General features: G+C 64.0%; 9 protein-coding genes. 5 read left to right on the forward strand and 4 right to left on the reverse strand.

The genetic code is table 11. The features are described 5' to 3' along the window. The first annotated feature begins 53 nt into the window (after window positions 1-53). The gene (locus PQI66_RS05590; protein ID WP_339996638.1) at window positions 54-2,849 is read left to right on the forward strand and encodes a DUF1156 domain-containing protein; all 2,796 of its coding nucleotides are present in this window, start codon (window positions 54-56) and stop codon (window positions 2,847-2,849) included. A 27-nt stretch (window positions 2,850-2,876) separates the two neighbouring features. Next, window positions 2,877-6,464 (forward strand): Swt1 family HEPN domain-containing protein, encoded by a 3,588-nt coding sequence (locus tag PQI66_RS05595; RefSeq protein ID WP_339996639.1) that lies wholly within the window; start codon window positions 2,877-2,879, stop codon window positions 6,462-6,464. A gap of 73 nt (window positions 6,465-6,537) precedes the next feature. Here PQI66_RS05595 and PQI66_RS05600 read toward each other — a convergent pair whose 3' ends face one another. Further along, window positions 6,538-7,827, reverse strand: coding sequence for an ATP-binding protein (locus PQI66_RS05600; protein WP_339996641.1), 1,290 nt, complete (start codon window positions 7,825-7,827; stop codon window positions 6,538-6,540). Between the two features lie 147 nt (window positions 7,828-7,974). Then, window positions 7,975-8,613, reverse strand: coding sequence for a metallophosphoesterase (locus PQI66_RS05605; RefSeq protein WP_339996642.1), 639 nt, complete (start codon window positions 8,611-8,613; stop codon window positions 7,975-7,977). 95 nt (window positions 8,614-8,708) lie between these two features. On the opposite strand from PQI66_RS05605, the gene PQI66_RS05610 reads away from it, so the two are divergent. From PQI66_RS05610 to PQI66_RS05620, 3 genes are all read left to right on the forward strand, one after another. Beyond that, window positions 8,709-9,443 carry a hypothetical protein gene (locus PQI66_RS05610; RefSeq protein WP_339996644.1) on the forward strand — a complete coding sequence of 245 codons (735 nt, stop codon included), beginning with the start codon at window positions 8,709-8,711 and terminating at the stop codon, window positions 9,441-9,443. Window positions 9,444-9,500: 57 nt separating this feature from the next. Further along, on the forward strand, window positions 9,501-10,883 hold the full coding sequence (locus PQI66_RS05615; RefSeq protein WP_339996646.1) for an NAD-dependent succinate-semialdehyde dehydrogenase: 1,383 nt from the start codon (window positions 9,501-9,503) through the stop codon (window positions 10,881-10,883). Window positions 10,884-10,987: 104 nt separating this feature from the next. Next, window positions 10,988-12,925: a solute carrier family 23 protein gene (locus tag PQI66_RS05620; RefSeq protein WP_339996647.1), complete on the forward strand. Its 1,938-nt coding sequence runs from the start codon at window positions 10,988-10,990 to the stop codon at window positions 12,923-12,925. A gap of 18 nt (window positions 12,926-12,943) precedes the next feature. Here PQI66_RS05620 and PQI66_RS05625 read toward each other — a convergent pair whose 3' ends face one another. Both PQI66_RS05625 and PQI66_RS05630 read right to left on the reverse strand, forming a co-directional pair. After that, the gene (locus tag PQI66_RS05625) at window positions 12,944-13,252 is read right to left on the reverse strand and encodes a DUF7218 family protein (RefSeq protein WP_339996649.1); all 309 of its coding nucleotides are present in this window, start codon (window positions 13,250-13,252) and stop codon (window positions 12,944-12,946) included. Next, entirely contained in the window at window positions 13,245-14,384 is a 1,140-nt protein-coding gene (locus tag PQI66_RS05630; protein ID WP_339996651.1) for an alpha/beta hydrolase, read from the reverse strand. Before PQI66_RS05630 ends, PQI66_RS05625 begins: the two co-directional genes overlap by 8 nt. Window positions 14,385-14,403 lie beyond the last annotated feature (19 nt).

A 14,403-nucleotide genomic window follows, 5' to 3' on the forward strand; every position in this document is an offset into this window, starting at 1 on the left:
CTTGTCCCAGTAGGCCCATTTTAATGTGCCCTTGATTTCTTGAGAGAACACCGATGACATCCTCCACCGCCCCCGTTCGCCGCAAGCTCATTGAGGTATCCATCCCCCTGGAGAAGATCAACGAGCAGTCGGCACGCGAGAAGTCGATTCGCCACGGGCATCCGTCGACGCTTCACCTGTGGTGGTCGCGCAAGCCGACGTCCACGGCACGTGCCGTTCTCTTTGCGCAGATCGTAGACGATCCAGGCTCGCGCCCGGACCTGTTCCCGACGGTCGAGGAACAGGATGCGGAGCGTCGCGAACTGTTCCGGATCATCGAGGAGATCTCGAACTGGGACACGGTGAAGAATGATCCTGAGGGCTGGTTCGACAAGGCTCGCGAGAAGATCATGCTGTACACCGATGGCAACCCGCCGGCTGTCGCCGATCCGTTCGCAGGAGGTGGGTCGATCCCGCTGGAAGCTCAGCGGCTGGGCCTGGAGGTCCACGCCAGTGACGTGAATCCGGTGGCGGTCCTCCTGGAGAAGGCACTCATCGAGATCCCTCCGAAGTTTGCCGGCCAGCCTCCGGTATTCCCGGGCGCAGCTGAGCTTCTCGACAGCGACGACAACTCATCGTGGCCCGGAGCCACCGGCCTCGCCGAAGATGTGAAGCGCTACGGCGAGTGGATGTTGGAGGAAGCCAAGAAACGCATCGGGCACCTCTACCCTGACGCGGAGCTGCCCGACGGCACGAAAGCACCAGTCATCGCGTGGCTCTGGGCCCGCACGGTCACCTGCCCCAACCCCGCCTGTGGAATCGCCGCCCCACTCACGAGCACCTGGTGGGTGTCGAAGAGATCTGGGCATGAGGCCTACCTCACCCCCACCGTCAACAACGGGACCGTCCATTACAAGATCAAAAAAGGAAAAGATGGAGGGCCCAAGAAGAAGGACGATGGAACCGTAGACCGAAATGGTGCCCATTGCATAGGATGCGGGACGGCAGTCAGCTTTGACCACATTCGCACTGAGGGTCAGCGAGGAAAAATAGAATCACAGCTCATCTGCACAGTCACTCAGGGTAGGGAGGGAAACAAAACATTCCGCCAATTCCTCGAACCGCAGGAGAATCGACAATGCTTTGAATTGCCAGAATCCGATACTCTTTTCAGCCCACTCCCAGATAAGGCACTCGGCTTCCGAGTTCAGGCATATGGCTTCAAGAATTACACAGATCTTTTTACTCGCCGCCAAATTGTCGCACTTGACACATTCAGCTCACTCGTAAAAGAGGTGCACGAAACAATATCGGTGAAAAGTTCGCCCGACACAGCAGATGCAGTCTCTACAATGCTTGCCCTAACTGTGAGCCGTTGCGCAGATCGTTGGTCTTCTTTCTGCTCGTGGGACCGAAGTCGCGACTCTATGCGCAATACTTTCGCGCTTCAAGCGCTTCCCATGATATGGGATTTTGCCGAAGCTTTTCCATTCTCCAAGGCCAGTGGCGGCTTCTTGAGTCAATTAAACTGGGTAACCAAGTCAGTTCAATCATCCCCCGCCATTCGAAAATCAACTTCACAGCTAAGATCCGCGCTCAATACGGATCTCAGCGGCCAGGCACTTTCCACTGACCCACCGTACTACGACTACATCGGATACTCCGACCTCTCAGACTTCTTCTACATCTGGCTTCGGAGAATTCTTCGAGATGTCCATCCGGAGATATTCAACCGATCCCTCGTCCCAAAAACCGAAGAACTAGTAGCAAATCCCTATCGTCACGGAGGAAAGGAAGGCGCGCAGCAGTACTTCGAACGCGGATTCATCGAGTTCTTCACAAAAGCGCGAAGTGAGCTACGGATCGATTATCCCGCTACTGTGTATTACGCCTTTAAGCAGCACGATGTGAAGACAGAAAATAATTCTTCTTCGACGGGCTGGGAGACAATCCTGGAAGGAATAATCCGATCAGGCTGGCAGATCACTGCGACCTGGCCAATGCGTTCCGAGATGGCGAACAGGTCCGTTGCGTCCGGAACCAATGCGCTCGCGTCGTCCATCGCCCTCGTTCTCCGTCCCCGTCCTGAAGATGCGCCGACCACCACCCGCCGTGACTTCCTCCGCGAGCTGAAGACCAAGCTCCCCGGTGCCCTCCGCGACCTCCAGCGTGGCACGGTGGCACCGGTGGATCTCCCGCAGTCCGCCATCGGGCCGGGTATCGGGCTGTTCTCGAAGTACAGCGGTGTGCTTGAGAACGACGGTAAGAAGATGACCGTCCGGTCCGCACTCCGAGTCATCAACGAGATCCTTGACGAGGTCCTCAGCGAACAGGAAGGCGACTACGACGCGGACACCCGCTTCGCGCTCGCATGGTTCCGCAGCTACGGGTTCGGCACAGAGGCCTACGGCCACGCCGACAGTCTCGCCCGCGCCCGCAACACCTCCGTCGACCATCTCCACCGCGCCGGCATCCTGCACAGCGGTCAGGGGAACGTCCGTCTCCACTCACCCGAGGGACTCCACAACGACGAGACCTCCCGCGGAGTCAGCTACAACCCGGCAGAAGACAACGAAACCAGTGCCTGGGAGACCGTGGTTCACCTCGCCAAGGCACTCGAGTACGAGGACGGTGTCGAGTCCGCCGGGCGACTGCTCGCTCTGGTGCCCGACTCCATCGACCGTGACCTGTGCAAACAGCTCGCCTTCCTGCTGTTCCAGGTCTCCGAACAGCGTGGCGAAGCGAAGAATGCCCTGTTGTTCAATCAGCTCGGTACCGCGTGGAACGACATCGAACAAGCGGCGCGCAATGCGCCGGGGCCGGATGCCGACAGCTCCGACCATGCAGACAACACCAACACCCTCTTCTAGACACCACACCACCACGAAAGGACCCCGATGGCACAGAGCAACCGCGGCCGCGTCAACGACGGATTCGAGATCCTCGCCCAGGCCCTCGACACCTTCCTCACCCGCGTGATCGCCGTCGACGACAATTCCGGCTGGATCGACATCCTCGAGCTCACGGACAGTCAACGGTCGAACGGTCGTGGGCGCCAGGAGTACTCCGCCACCGACCCCCAGTGCTCCCTGCGCTTCATCACCGAAGGCACCACCAACCGTTTCCGTTCCAACTGGTGGCCGTTGCGCCGCTACCTCGACCGACCCGAGGAAGCGCTCGCCTCTGAACTACGTGAAACCAGAAACCTCTGGGCACACAACGCCGCCTTCAACGTCGACGACACCTACCGGGCCCTCGACACGATGCAGCGCCTGGCTACCGCAATCAAGGACAAGAAAGCCGCCGATGAACTCGCCGCGCAGCGCAACGGTGTCCGCATCATCCAGGGCCGGAAAGAAGACGAGGAGACCAACCGCACGGCCGACATCAACATCAGCGGCGACAACCTGCAGCCCTGGCGTCAGATCGTCACGCCCCACCCCGACGTCGCCAACGGCACGTTCAACGCCTCCGGCTTCGCCGCCGACCTCCACACCGTGGCAGCGCTGTCGACGAACGATCGTCACCGTTCCGCAGGACGCCACAGCGCCAGGTCGGACATCGACGCCGGCACCGACGACAACCAGGTCTCCGCCGGGGCCGACTACACCGACCCTCAGAGGTTCTTCGACCGCACCTACCTCACCGAGGGTCTCAAGGACCTGCTGACAAAGGCGCTCCGCCGTACTGCCGGAGACACCAACGCGTCCCCGGTCATCAACCTGCAGACCAACTTCGGTGGAGGCAAGACGCACTCCATGCTCGCCGTCTGGCACCTGTTCGGAGGAATCGATCGAGCCTCCCTGCCCCAGGACATGCAGGACCTGCTCGCCACCGACGAACTTGCCCAGGCGCTCGCCCCTCTCGACGGTCAGATCCCGTCGAACGTACGGCGCGTCGCCCTGGTCGGCACCGAACTCGTCGCCTCGGGAAAAATGACCAAACCGGACGGAACGGTGGTCAACACGATCTGGGGAGAGCTCGCCTGGCAGCTCGGCGGTGCAGAGGCCTACGAGATCGTCAAAGACTCCGACCTCAGCGGCACCAATCCGGGAGAGAACCTCCGCCATCTCCTCGAGTCCCACGGTCCCGCCGTCATCCTCATCGACGAGTGGGTCGCCTACGCCCGGCAGTTGGTCGGACGCACCGGACTCGCCGGCGGTGACCTCTCGACCCAGCAGACCTTCGCACAATCACTGGCCCAGGCGGTCGCAGCCACCCCGCAGTGCATGCTGATGGTGTCCATCCCCGCCTCGGCGGAAATGAAGCCCGGCGAATACGTCGACGGCATGGTCGACGACGAGGAGATCGGCGGCGCCAACGGTCGTGAAGCGCTGACCGCCCTGCTCCAGATCATCAACCGTCAGGCCGAGCAGTGGCGACCCGCCGAGTCCAACGAGAGCTTCGAGATCGTCCGGCGCCGCATCTTCGAGGAGGTCAGCGACGCCGACCAGGAGAAGATCCGCCTGATCGCGCAGACCATGCGGACCTTCTACGCCAAGAACGAGTCCAGCTTCCCACCGGACGCCGTTCGCCCGGACTACGCCAGCAAGATCGAACGCTGCTACCCGATCCACCCGGAACTCTTCGACCGCCTCTACCAGGACTGGGCCACCCTCCCCCGCTTCCAGCGCACCCGCGGGGTCCTGCGACTGATGAGCACCATCATCTCGGAACTCTGGCGCTCAGAAAACAACAGCCCGCTGATCCTGCCGTCCGACGTGCCGATCGGGAAGCCGTCGGTCACCAACGAACTTGCCCAGTACCTCGACGACAACTGGAAACCAGTCATTTCCACGGACGTCGACGGCACGGTACCCCACGACATCGACAACCGTAGCGCCCTGTTCGGCCCCCGTCGGGTCGCCACCCGTCTGGCACGCACGGTGTTCTTCGGTGCAGCGCCCCGCACCCGCGGTACCGGAATAGAGAGCCGCTACATCACCCTGGGAACCGCGGTCCCCGGCGACAAGATCGGTAACTTCCACAGTGCGCTGTCCGCCATGTCGAATCGGTCGACCCACTTCTACGAGAACAACAGCCAGTACTGGTTCGACACCGCCACCAACATCACCAGCGAGGTCCGTGAACGTGCGGAGGCGCTCAGCACCGAGGACATCAACAGTGAGATCTCCTCGCGGCTCCGGGTGCTCACCGACGAATGGAACCGCGCCCACCGTAACTCCGTGAAGGTACTGTGCACGCCGACGTCCAACGGTGACATCCTCGATGAAGAGCAGTTGCGTCTCGTCATCGTTCCCCCGACCCATCCGGTGGACAGCGGAGCCTCCGTCGGAGCGGCGGGGGAATGGACGCGCTCTGCCACCAACAATGTCGGCCTGAAACCACGCACGTTCAAGAACACGGTGGTCTTCCTGGCTGCGGACGCGCGTCGCATCGAGAGCCTCAGTGACGGTGTCCGCCAGTACCTGGCGTGGAGCAGTGTGCAACGCGACCGGGAGAAGCTCGACCTCACCCAGTCAACGGCCTCTCAGGCAGCCACGCAGTCGGAGAAGACTGCTCAGACCGTTGACGACCGACTCATGGACACCTACCAGTGGGTCCTCGAGCCGGTGGAATCGTCCGACTCCACGTACAACTACGTAGACCTGGACCACCAGGCGATCCACGGCGGGAACGACATCATCCAACGAGCGATCGACAAACTTCAGGCAGTCTCGGCCTTCGCCACGCAACAGGCGCCGACGCTCATCGCCAACGCACTCGTCCAGCACACCAATGGAGCATGGCAGAGGACCGGTCACTACCGCTTCGGCAACCTGTGGGACATGTACCCGAAGTACCTCTACATGCAGCGGGTGCTGAACCGCCGCGTGGTGGAGGAAGGCCTACGGTACGCCGACGGTGGAACCTTCAACCTCGACGACCGCCCATTCGCCTTCGCTGACGAGGTCACCGTGACCGACAGTGAGGGCGTCCCCAGGTACCAGAACCTACGCTGGCCGGAGGACGGCTCCGACCTCCCTCCCGGTGCGCTACCCGACTCTCTGCTCGTCGTCACTCCTGATGCCGCCCGTGCGCAGTTCCGGCGTGACATCGAGGAACGTCAGCGCCAGATGACGGATGCGACCGACGGACCAGACGCCACCACCGGTGACGGCAACGGGTCATCAGGGGTCTTCCCGGGGGAAGAGAACGGCGGTGGTGGCGAGACCAACGACACCGGTGAAGGACCCGGCGACGGCAACACCACCCGGACCACGCCTGCCCCCGGCGCGAGTACGCCCACCCGGTTCACCGCCACCTTCGGACTCCCCATATCCGGCGGTGTCGGCCGGTACGCAATGATCGACGACGAGGTACTCTCACACCTCCGGGACCTCGCTTCAACTGGAGGAACGGTGGCAATCACCGTTGACGTCGAAGCGACGAACCCGGAAGGGTTCTCCCCCACGATCCAGAAGATGATCAACGGGAGCGTCGAGGAGATGTCCGACGCGGACGGGAACTTCGAATATTACTGACCTGCACCGATGAAACAGTATCGACCCCGTCCCGGCGCCGGAGTCAGCTCGATTCCTACCGCTGGTCGCGGGCTCAGTCCAGCGTCCACAGCGCCTGGACGGGAAGTACGTAGATCCAGCCGTGAAGCAGCTGCACTCCCCGCCCTCCGTGAAGAACCACACCGATGACCTCATGGTCAGACACCTTGTCCCTGAAGCGTTCCAGCTTCTTGAAGGCGTCGGTCTTCACAGTCTGACCACTTTTGACCTCGATGGCTACCAGCCTCCCATCCAGAAGATCGATCACCAGGTCAACCTCAAGATCGTCGTTGTCCCGGTAGTGGTAGATCTCGAACTCCTCGGCGGACCACCCCTGCTGTTTGAGCAGCTCCAGCATGACGAGTTGTTCGACCACCGCTCCGTAGAACTCACGCATCCCCGGCTTCTGCAGGTTCTCCTGCGTCAGTCGGCCCAATGACGCACTCAACCCGGTGTCCGTCAGCGCAGCTTTCGGCCGCCGCACCGTCCGGCCTCGGACAGGTCGGGTCCACGAGGGTACCTCGACCAACAGGTTCATCGTCCGAAGTGTCCGCAGGTACGTCGCCATAGTGCTGTCACTGGTCCCGAGGTGGGCCGCCAGGCGGCTCTGTACGATTTCCGTAGCTCCACCAGCCGCCAACAAACGGGTGAGCCTCTCCATCTCGTCAGGGAATCCTCCTCCGCGGTACTCGTAGGCGTCATGGTCGGCGAGCCTCCTGATGTAGGTTCGAAACCAGGCGTTTCTTCTCCTCGGCGTGCGAACCGTAGCTTCAGGAAAACCGCCCGCAAGCGCCACGTCCGGCGACAGCGGGCCCCCGATGGCGGTGCCACCCTCCCCGAGAACTCTCGACAAGTCCGCAACCGCCGGACGGCGGAAGAGTGCCGCCACAAAATCTTCCGGTACCTCCCTCCGGGCACGTTCGCCCTGACTGAACGGCATGAGCCGGACCGATTCGACTCGTCCGGCAAGGGAATCCCCGATGCCCCGCACCCGGAAGACATCTGCGGACCCGGTAAGCAGGAAACGTCCCGGGCGTCGGTCACGGTCAACGTTCGCTTTTAGAGGGAGCATGATTTCCGGCACCCGCTGGACTTCGTCGATGATGAGAGTCCCCGACCCCGCCTGCTCCACGAATCCGGTGGGATCCAGCCTGGCGAACTCAAGCGTCTCCGGGTCGTCGAAAGTCACCGTGAGAACAGGTTCCCGACAGCGTGCACCCAACTCCGCAACGAGGGTACTCTTGCCCACCTGCCGCGCACCATGCACCACGACAACGGGCGTGTCCGACAGCGCCTCTTCGACGGCAGCCGACTGAAATCTGGGGACCGGCTCTTCTTTCCTCATGAAGCCAATTTACCAGGAGATACGTATCGTTCCCCATCTGCTAGTTGAAAAACAGCGACACTGTGCTCGAAGATTTGAGGGAAGGTTGATCGCAGATCCGCGACACTGTACTCGAAGATTTGAGGGAACTGCCGGTCCACAGAACGTTCAGTGCTTCCACTTCACCGCCCGGGTCACCAGCTCCTCCAGCTGTGCGGGCGACACCGGCCTCAGGTCGGTCGCCTCAAGGCTGACGTTCACGTTCTTCGGACGAACCGGCACCGAGGAGTGGGTGTGGCCGTGCACCGTGCAGTCGAACCCGTCGCGACTCGTCGTACCTCCGCGGGCGGACCAGCGCGCCAAGGCTGGTGTGAGGTACGGGTCCTCCACCCGGTCCGGTGCAGGGATGTGCGTCAGCAGCACCACCCACCGTCCCACCCGGACCTGGAGCTCCAGCTCAATGACGTCGAAGACCTCGCGGTAGGCTGGCGTCCACTCCAGCACCGACTCGAGACCGAACATCGGATGCACCCGGTCATGGTTCCCCGGCAACAGAATCATCCGGAGGTCCTTCTCCTCCTTGACCTCCCCCAACTGCCGCAAAGCCTCGGCGTCGCGGCGCACGGAGATGTCCCCCAGACAGATCACCGTGGCACCGTCAGGGACCACACGTAGGTTGTTCAGTATCACCCGGTCATGCTCATCCGTATCACCGAACCCGCGCAGTTCCGCGACTTTCCGGTGTCCCAGATGCAGGTCCGAGACCAGCCAGAAACTGTCAGAGGGCTTCCCCTTCGGTACGTCCACAGTGCCCGAGCTTACGGTAGAAGTACCTTCAGGACCGGGCAATTGATTCTGAGATTCGGCAGGCGGTCGGACTCAGCATTCGTTATGGTCCTGCCATGACAGATTTCAAGAAGCTCAGACTCGCCGTCATTGCGGGTCTCGCCGTCCCCTCACTGGCTCTCACCGCCTGTTCCTCTGACGACTCCGGCTCACACTCAGACAGCAGCACGTCCGACTCCCGGTCGGCAGCAGACGCAGGAAACGCCGAGATCGAGATCGACCTCGCCGGCGCACCAGACGGCTTCGAGCTCACCCCGGCAGACACTAGGCTCAGTTTCGGGGACACCGCACAGGTCCTCACCCAGAACCGTGGCGGCGTCCTGCAGTTCTGGGATGTCACCGTCTCCGGGCTCAAGGACCTTCCGGCAGATGCCATGGAGCTCCAGGACGAAGACACCGACGTCGACCACTTCGTCTGCGTCAACTACGAGATGACCCTGCTCGGCACCGCGGAGAACCCCGACTTCACCCCCGATCCCGAGGATGACGCCGACACCGACTACTCCACTCTTCCCTCCGCGCCCGAGATGGGCATCCTGGGCGAGGATGACCGCATGGCGAACAGCATCATCGGCGGAGGCGCAGAAGAATGTGACATCTCCGACGGTGACGTCCTCGGCTACCGACTCGACGAGGTCGAAGAGGGCAAGGTCTACCGGGACGCCGACGTCAGCTTCGTGACCACGGGTACCGGTACCGACGCCGGAAACAAGGCCGTCGGCGGAAAATTCGACTACAGCTACGCCCTCGAGGACCTCGGTCTGGAAGGCACCATCTACTGGGAGGACTGACCGCACTCCCCCGGACGGGTGTCGACAGGTAGGACAAGCGCGCGTACAACGGGGGACATGAGCAATTTCAGTGTGAACAACCCGTCCACCGGCACCACCGAAGACACGTTCACGAGGATCGAGGACTCCGAACGAGACAGCATCCTCGACCGCTCGACCGCCGCCTACCGGTCGTGGCGGACCACGACCGTCGAGGAACGCGCGAAGGTCCTCAACCGCGCCGCCGACCTCTACGAGGAGAAGACGGACGAGCTGGCGTCCTACATCGGACGCGAGATGGGCAAGCTCGACAAGTGGGCCAAAGCCGAGCTCGGCATCGTCGTCGACATCTACCGCTACTACGCCGAGCACGCCCACGAACTGCTCGCCGACAAGCAGCTCCCCGCCCAGGGCGCACTGCACACCTACGTGCGTAAGGACCCCATCGGCCCGCTGCTGGGGATCATGCCCTGGAACTTCCCGTACTACCAGGTCGCCCGCTGGGCCGCTCCGAACCTTCTGCTCGGCAATTCACTCGTCCTGAAGCACGCCTCGATCTGCCCGCTGTCCTCGCAGGCGTGCCAGGACATCCTCGAGGACGCCGGTCTGCCGAAGGACGTCTTCCAGAACGTCTACGCCTCCGGCTCGCAGATGGACGCCTTCGTCGCCGACCCGCGTATCGCCGCGGTCTCCCTCACCGGCTCCGAGGGGGCCGGCGCCGCCGTGGCGAAGACCGCCGGGGAGAACTACAAGAAGTCGCTGCTGGAGCTCGGCGGCAACGACCCGTTCATCATCCTCGACGACGACAACCTCGACTCCGTCCTGGACCAGTACGTCGGCATCCGCATGTACAACACCGGGCAGGCCTGCAACGCCCCGAAGCGGCTGATCGTGATGGACAGCTTCTACGACCGGGTGGTCGAGGGCCTCGAGAAGCGCATCGGCGCCCTGCAGGTCGGTGCCTGGGACGACGAGAACGCCGACGTCGGACCACTGTCGTCCATCGAGGCCCGCGACGAGATCGTCCAGCGTCTCGCCGACGCGAAGGACAACGGTGAGGCCACCGTCCGCGTCGGTGGCGGCTCGATCGACCGTCCCGGCGCATTCATGGAACCGACGCTGCTCACCGACGTCGATCCGTCGGCGGACGTGGGATGCAACGAGGTCTTCGGCCCCGTCGCCATCGTCTACACGGCGAAGGACGTCGACGAGGCCGTCGAGATCGCCAACAACTCCGACTACGGACTGTCCGGCTCGGTGTGGGGCACCGACCTGGCGGCCGCCGAGGATGCCGCTGCCCGCCTGGAGGTCGGCATGTCCTTCGTCAACGAGGCCTCGGTGACCGCGGCCGGTCTCCCCTTCGGCGGTGTCGGACGCTCCGGATACGGACGCGAACTCGCCGAATGGGGCGTCGGCGAGTTCGTCAACGAGCACCTCGTGCGCGTCTCGGCGCAACGCTGACACCGGGCCGCGGGCGGAGCACAGGCCGGGACCAGGATCCGCGCGCACGGTAGCTATGATGTGGCGGTACCTCTCTTACTGACGTTTCCGGAGAACAACCGCACATGAGCACCAGCGCCGACGCGCCCTCCGCACCTCCCAAGCATCCTGTCGACCAGGTCCCCCCGAAGGGCAAACTGGCCGTCCTGTCCACGCAGCATGTGCTGGCGTTCTACGCCGGTGCCGTCGTCGTCCCGCTGCTCATCGCCAGCGGTCTGGGGTTGGACGCCGAGACCACGATCCACCTGATCAACGCCGACCTGTTCACCTGCGGCATCGCCACGCTGATCCAGTCCGTGGGGTTCTGGAAGGTGGGCGTCCGACTGCCGATCATCCAGGGTGTGACCACGACGGCGATCTCGCCGATCATCGCGATCGGCCTGGCGACGACCGGTGGGGAGGGCGGCGTCGAGGCGCTGCCGGCCATCTACGGTTCGATCATCGTCGCGGGTCTGTTCACGTTCTTCGCGGCGCCCTACTTCGCGAAGTTCATCCGGTTCTTCCCGCCGGTGGTCATCGGCACCGTGCTGACCACGATGGGCATCACCCTGCTCGGCGTGGCCGCCAACGACATCACCAGCTTCGCCGAAGGCACCCCGGACGCCCGTGACATGGCGTACGCCGGGGTGACCCTGGCTGTCATCCTGCTCGCCCAGCGTTTCTTCAAGGGGTTCCTCGGCACCCTCGCCATCCTCATCGGCCTGGTGGTCGGCACCGGTGCCGCGGTCATCCTCGGCGACGCCGGGTTCAACGACGTCGGCTCATCCGACTGGGTAGGCTTCACCACTCCGTTCTACTTCGGTGCTCCGGAGTTCGTGCTCACCGGGATCATCTCGATGTGCATCGTCATGCTGATCACCATGGTCGAGACCACCGGCGACGTCTTCGCCGCCGGTGAGATCGTCGGCAAGCGGATCAAGAAGAACCACATCTCCGCCGCGCTGCGTGCCGACGGCCTGTCCACCACGCTCGGCGGCGTGCTGAACTCCTTCCCCTACACCTGCTTCGCCCAGAACGTCGGGCTGGTGCGGATGACCCGCGTGCGCTCACGCTGGGTCGTCGCCGGTGCCGGTGTGATCATGATCGTCATCGGCCTGATCCCCAAGGCCGGTGCCGTGGTCAGCGCGATCCCCGGGCCAGTGCTCGGAGCCGCCAGCCTCGCCCTGTTCGCCAACGTGGCCCTGGTGGGCATCCAGACCCTCGGCAAGGTCGATCTCGCCGACAACCGCAATGCCGCGGTGATGACCATCTCCATCGGTCTGGGCATGCTGGTCGCCTTTAAACCCGACATCGCCCAGCTCTTCCCTGACTGGGCCCAGGTGTTCTTCGCCTCCGGTGTCACCACCGGCTCGATCGCGGCAATCCTGCTGAACCTGTTGTTCTTCCACGTCGGACGGCGCGCCTCCCCCGATGTGACGCGCGACGCGGGCGGGCGGACGATCACCCTCGAGGACGTCAACGCCATGGACCGAGACAGCTTCGTGGAGACCTTCGCGCCGCTGTTCAACAACACCCTCTGGCCGCTGGCCAGTGCCCACGCCGCCGCCCCCTTCGACACCGTCCAGGATCTGCGTGACGCCGTCCAGGAGGCCGTCCTCACCGCGGAGCGCGACGACCAGCGGGCCCTCATCCGGGACTACCCCTCGATGGCGGAACTGCTCCTCGACCCGGAAGCCTCGAAGCGGATCTCCGGATTCGCCGGGTCGGTGGCGCTGGAGAACCTCGACACGATGGACGATGTGGAGCAGGAGCAGCTCGTCGAGCTCTCCGAGCGTTACCGTGAGCGCTTCGGAATGCCCTTCGTGACCTGCCTGGGGCGGTTGGACTCCCGCACACAGATCATCAGCGAGGGCATCCGCCGCCTGGAGAACTCGCCCGCCCAGGAGCACGTGCAGTTGCTCGGTGAGGTCGTGGAGATCGCCAACGACCGTTTCAACCACATGATCGCCGACGCCAACCCGGTCGCCTCCGCCTGGGAGAGCAAGTTCGACCACCTCGGGTAGACCGGCTCGGCGTGCCGGTCAGCTGTCCCGCAGGGCGGCGATCAGCTCGGTCTTCGTCATCGTCGACCGGCCCTCGATGTCGAGTTCCTGCGCCCGACCGTAGAGCTCGTCCTTCGTCCAGTCCTCGTAGCTCCCCGACTCGCCACCACGGCGCCCCATCTCCGAGCGTGACGTCTTCGCCGCGGCATTGGCGATGCGGGCGGACTTGCCCTTCGACTCCCCCTCCTCGCGGAGTCGTTCGTAGAGCTCGGGGTCCTTGACCGATGGGCCGGGACCGTCCTGTCCGTCCCGGTCGTCCTGCGTGTTCTGTGCGTTGTTCTCAGCCATGCAACCCGAGGGTAGTCCGCATGTGTGATGTCGCGTCCGCCATCGCCCGCCGCGCCCCGGCCCACAGGGCGACGGAGTTGATGAACGGGTGCACCAGCCCCCGGTGTCGCCGGAGGACCACCGGCACGCCGGCGTCCCTGAGCCGTCCGGCGTAGGCTTCCCCTTCGTCACGCAGGGGGTCGAAGCCGGCGACCGCGACATAGGCCGGGGCAAGGCCTGAAAGGTCCGGCTCCAGCAACGGTGAGACCAGGGGGTCGGTCGGGTCGACCGCCACCGCCAGGTCCCCGCCACGACCGAGGTAGTGGTGCTCGTACCAGTCCATCTGCGCGGCGGTGAGGTACATTCCCGCCTCCCCGAACTCCTCGTAGCTCGCCGAGCGCGCCGACAGGTCCGTGACCGGGACGAACAGCTGCTGCAGGGCAGGCTGCGGCCGGTCGTTCCCCCGCAGCCACAGGCACGCCGCGGCCGCGAGGTTGCCGCCGGCGGAGTCACCGGAGATCACGATCCTGTCGGTGTCCACCGGCGTCCCCGCCACCGGTTCACCGTCCTGCAGCGCCGTGACGACCGCGGTGGTGTCCTCCAGCGCCGCGGGAAAAGGATGCTCAGGCGCCATGCGGTAGTCCACGGCGACCACGGTGACCCCACCGTCGGCGCACAGGCTGCGGCACGCGGCGTCATGGCTGTCCAGGGACCCGGTGACCCATCCCCCGCCGTGCAGGTAGACCACGGTGGGACGGGCCGTACCGTCGGACGGACGGTCGAGGTAGACCCGCACCGGGATCCCGGCGACGCGGGTGTCGGTCACCTCCGCGACCCGGACGTTCCCGGAGGCGAGGAAGGCCTCACGCTCGACGATCCTGCGGGAGTGCACCGGCGGGACGTCGACGATGTCGAGGGAGCTGACCACGCGGAGGGAGAGCAGGACCGCCGCGACATCCGGCTCAAGGACGTCGCCGTCCCGGTTACGGTGCACCCCGAGTGAGCGCCAGAGCGAGCGGGGGAACCGCCCCGCCACCGCTCCGAGCAGCCGTGCTCCGACGCCGGTGACCACGTCGACGGGGCCGGGCCTGTAGGCACCGTTTCCTTCGTTGACCGTGCGGACAGTACCACCGGCACCATCAGTGTGATTCACATCATTATTTCGGCGCATC

The organism is Corynebacterium sp. USCH3, from assembly GCF_037619475.1.
In the GTDB taxonomy this organism is placed as follows: Bacteria; Actinomycetota; Actinomycetes; order Mycobacteriales; family Mycobacteriaceae; genus Corynebacterium.

Bases quoted from the DNA above. Each gene is read 5' to 3' on its own strand.
- PQI66_RS05590 (WP_339996638.1), top strand. From the start codon at position 54: ATGACATCCTCCACCGCCCCCGTTCGCCGCAAGCTCATTGAGGTATCC.
- PQI66_RS05595 (WP_339996639.1), top strand. From the start codon at position 2,877: ATGGCACAGAGCAACCGCGGCCGCGTCAACGACGGATTCGAGATCCTC.
- PQI66_RS05600 (WP_339996641.1), bottom strand. From the start codon at position 7,827: ATGAGGAAAGAAGAGCCGGTCCCCAGATTTCAGTCGGCTGCCGTCGAA.
- PQI66_RS05610 (WP_339996644.1), top strand. From the start codon at position 8,709: ATGACAGATTTCAAGAAGCTCAGACTCGCCGTCATTGCGGGTCTCGCC.
- PQI66_RS05615 (WP_339996646.1), top strand. From the start codon at position 9,501: ATGAGCAATTTCAGTGTGAACAACCCGTCCACCGGCACCACCGAAGAC.
- PQI66_RS05620 (WP_339996647.1), top strand. From the start codon at position 10,988: ATGAGCACCAGCGCCGACGCGCCCTCCGCACCTCCCAAGCATCCTGTC.
- PQI66_RS05625 (WP_339996649.1), bottom strand. From the start codon at position 13,252: ATGGCTGAGAACAACGCACAGAACACGCAGGACGACCGGGACGGACAG.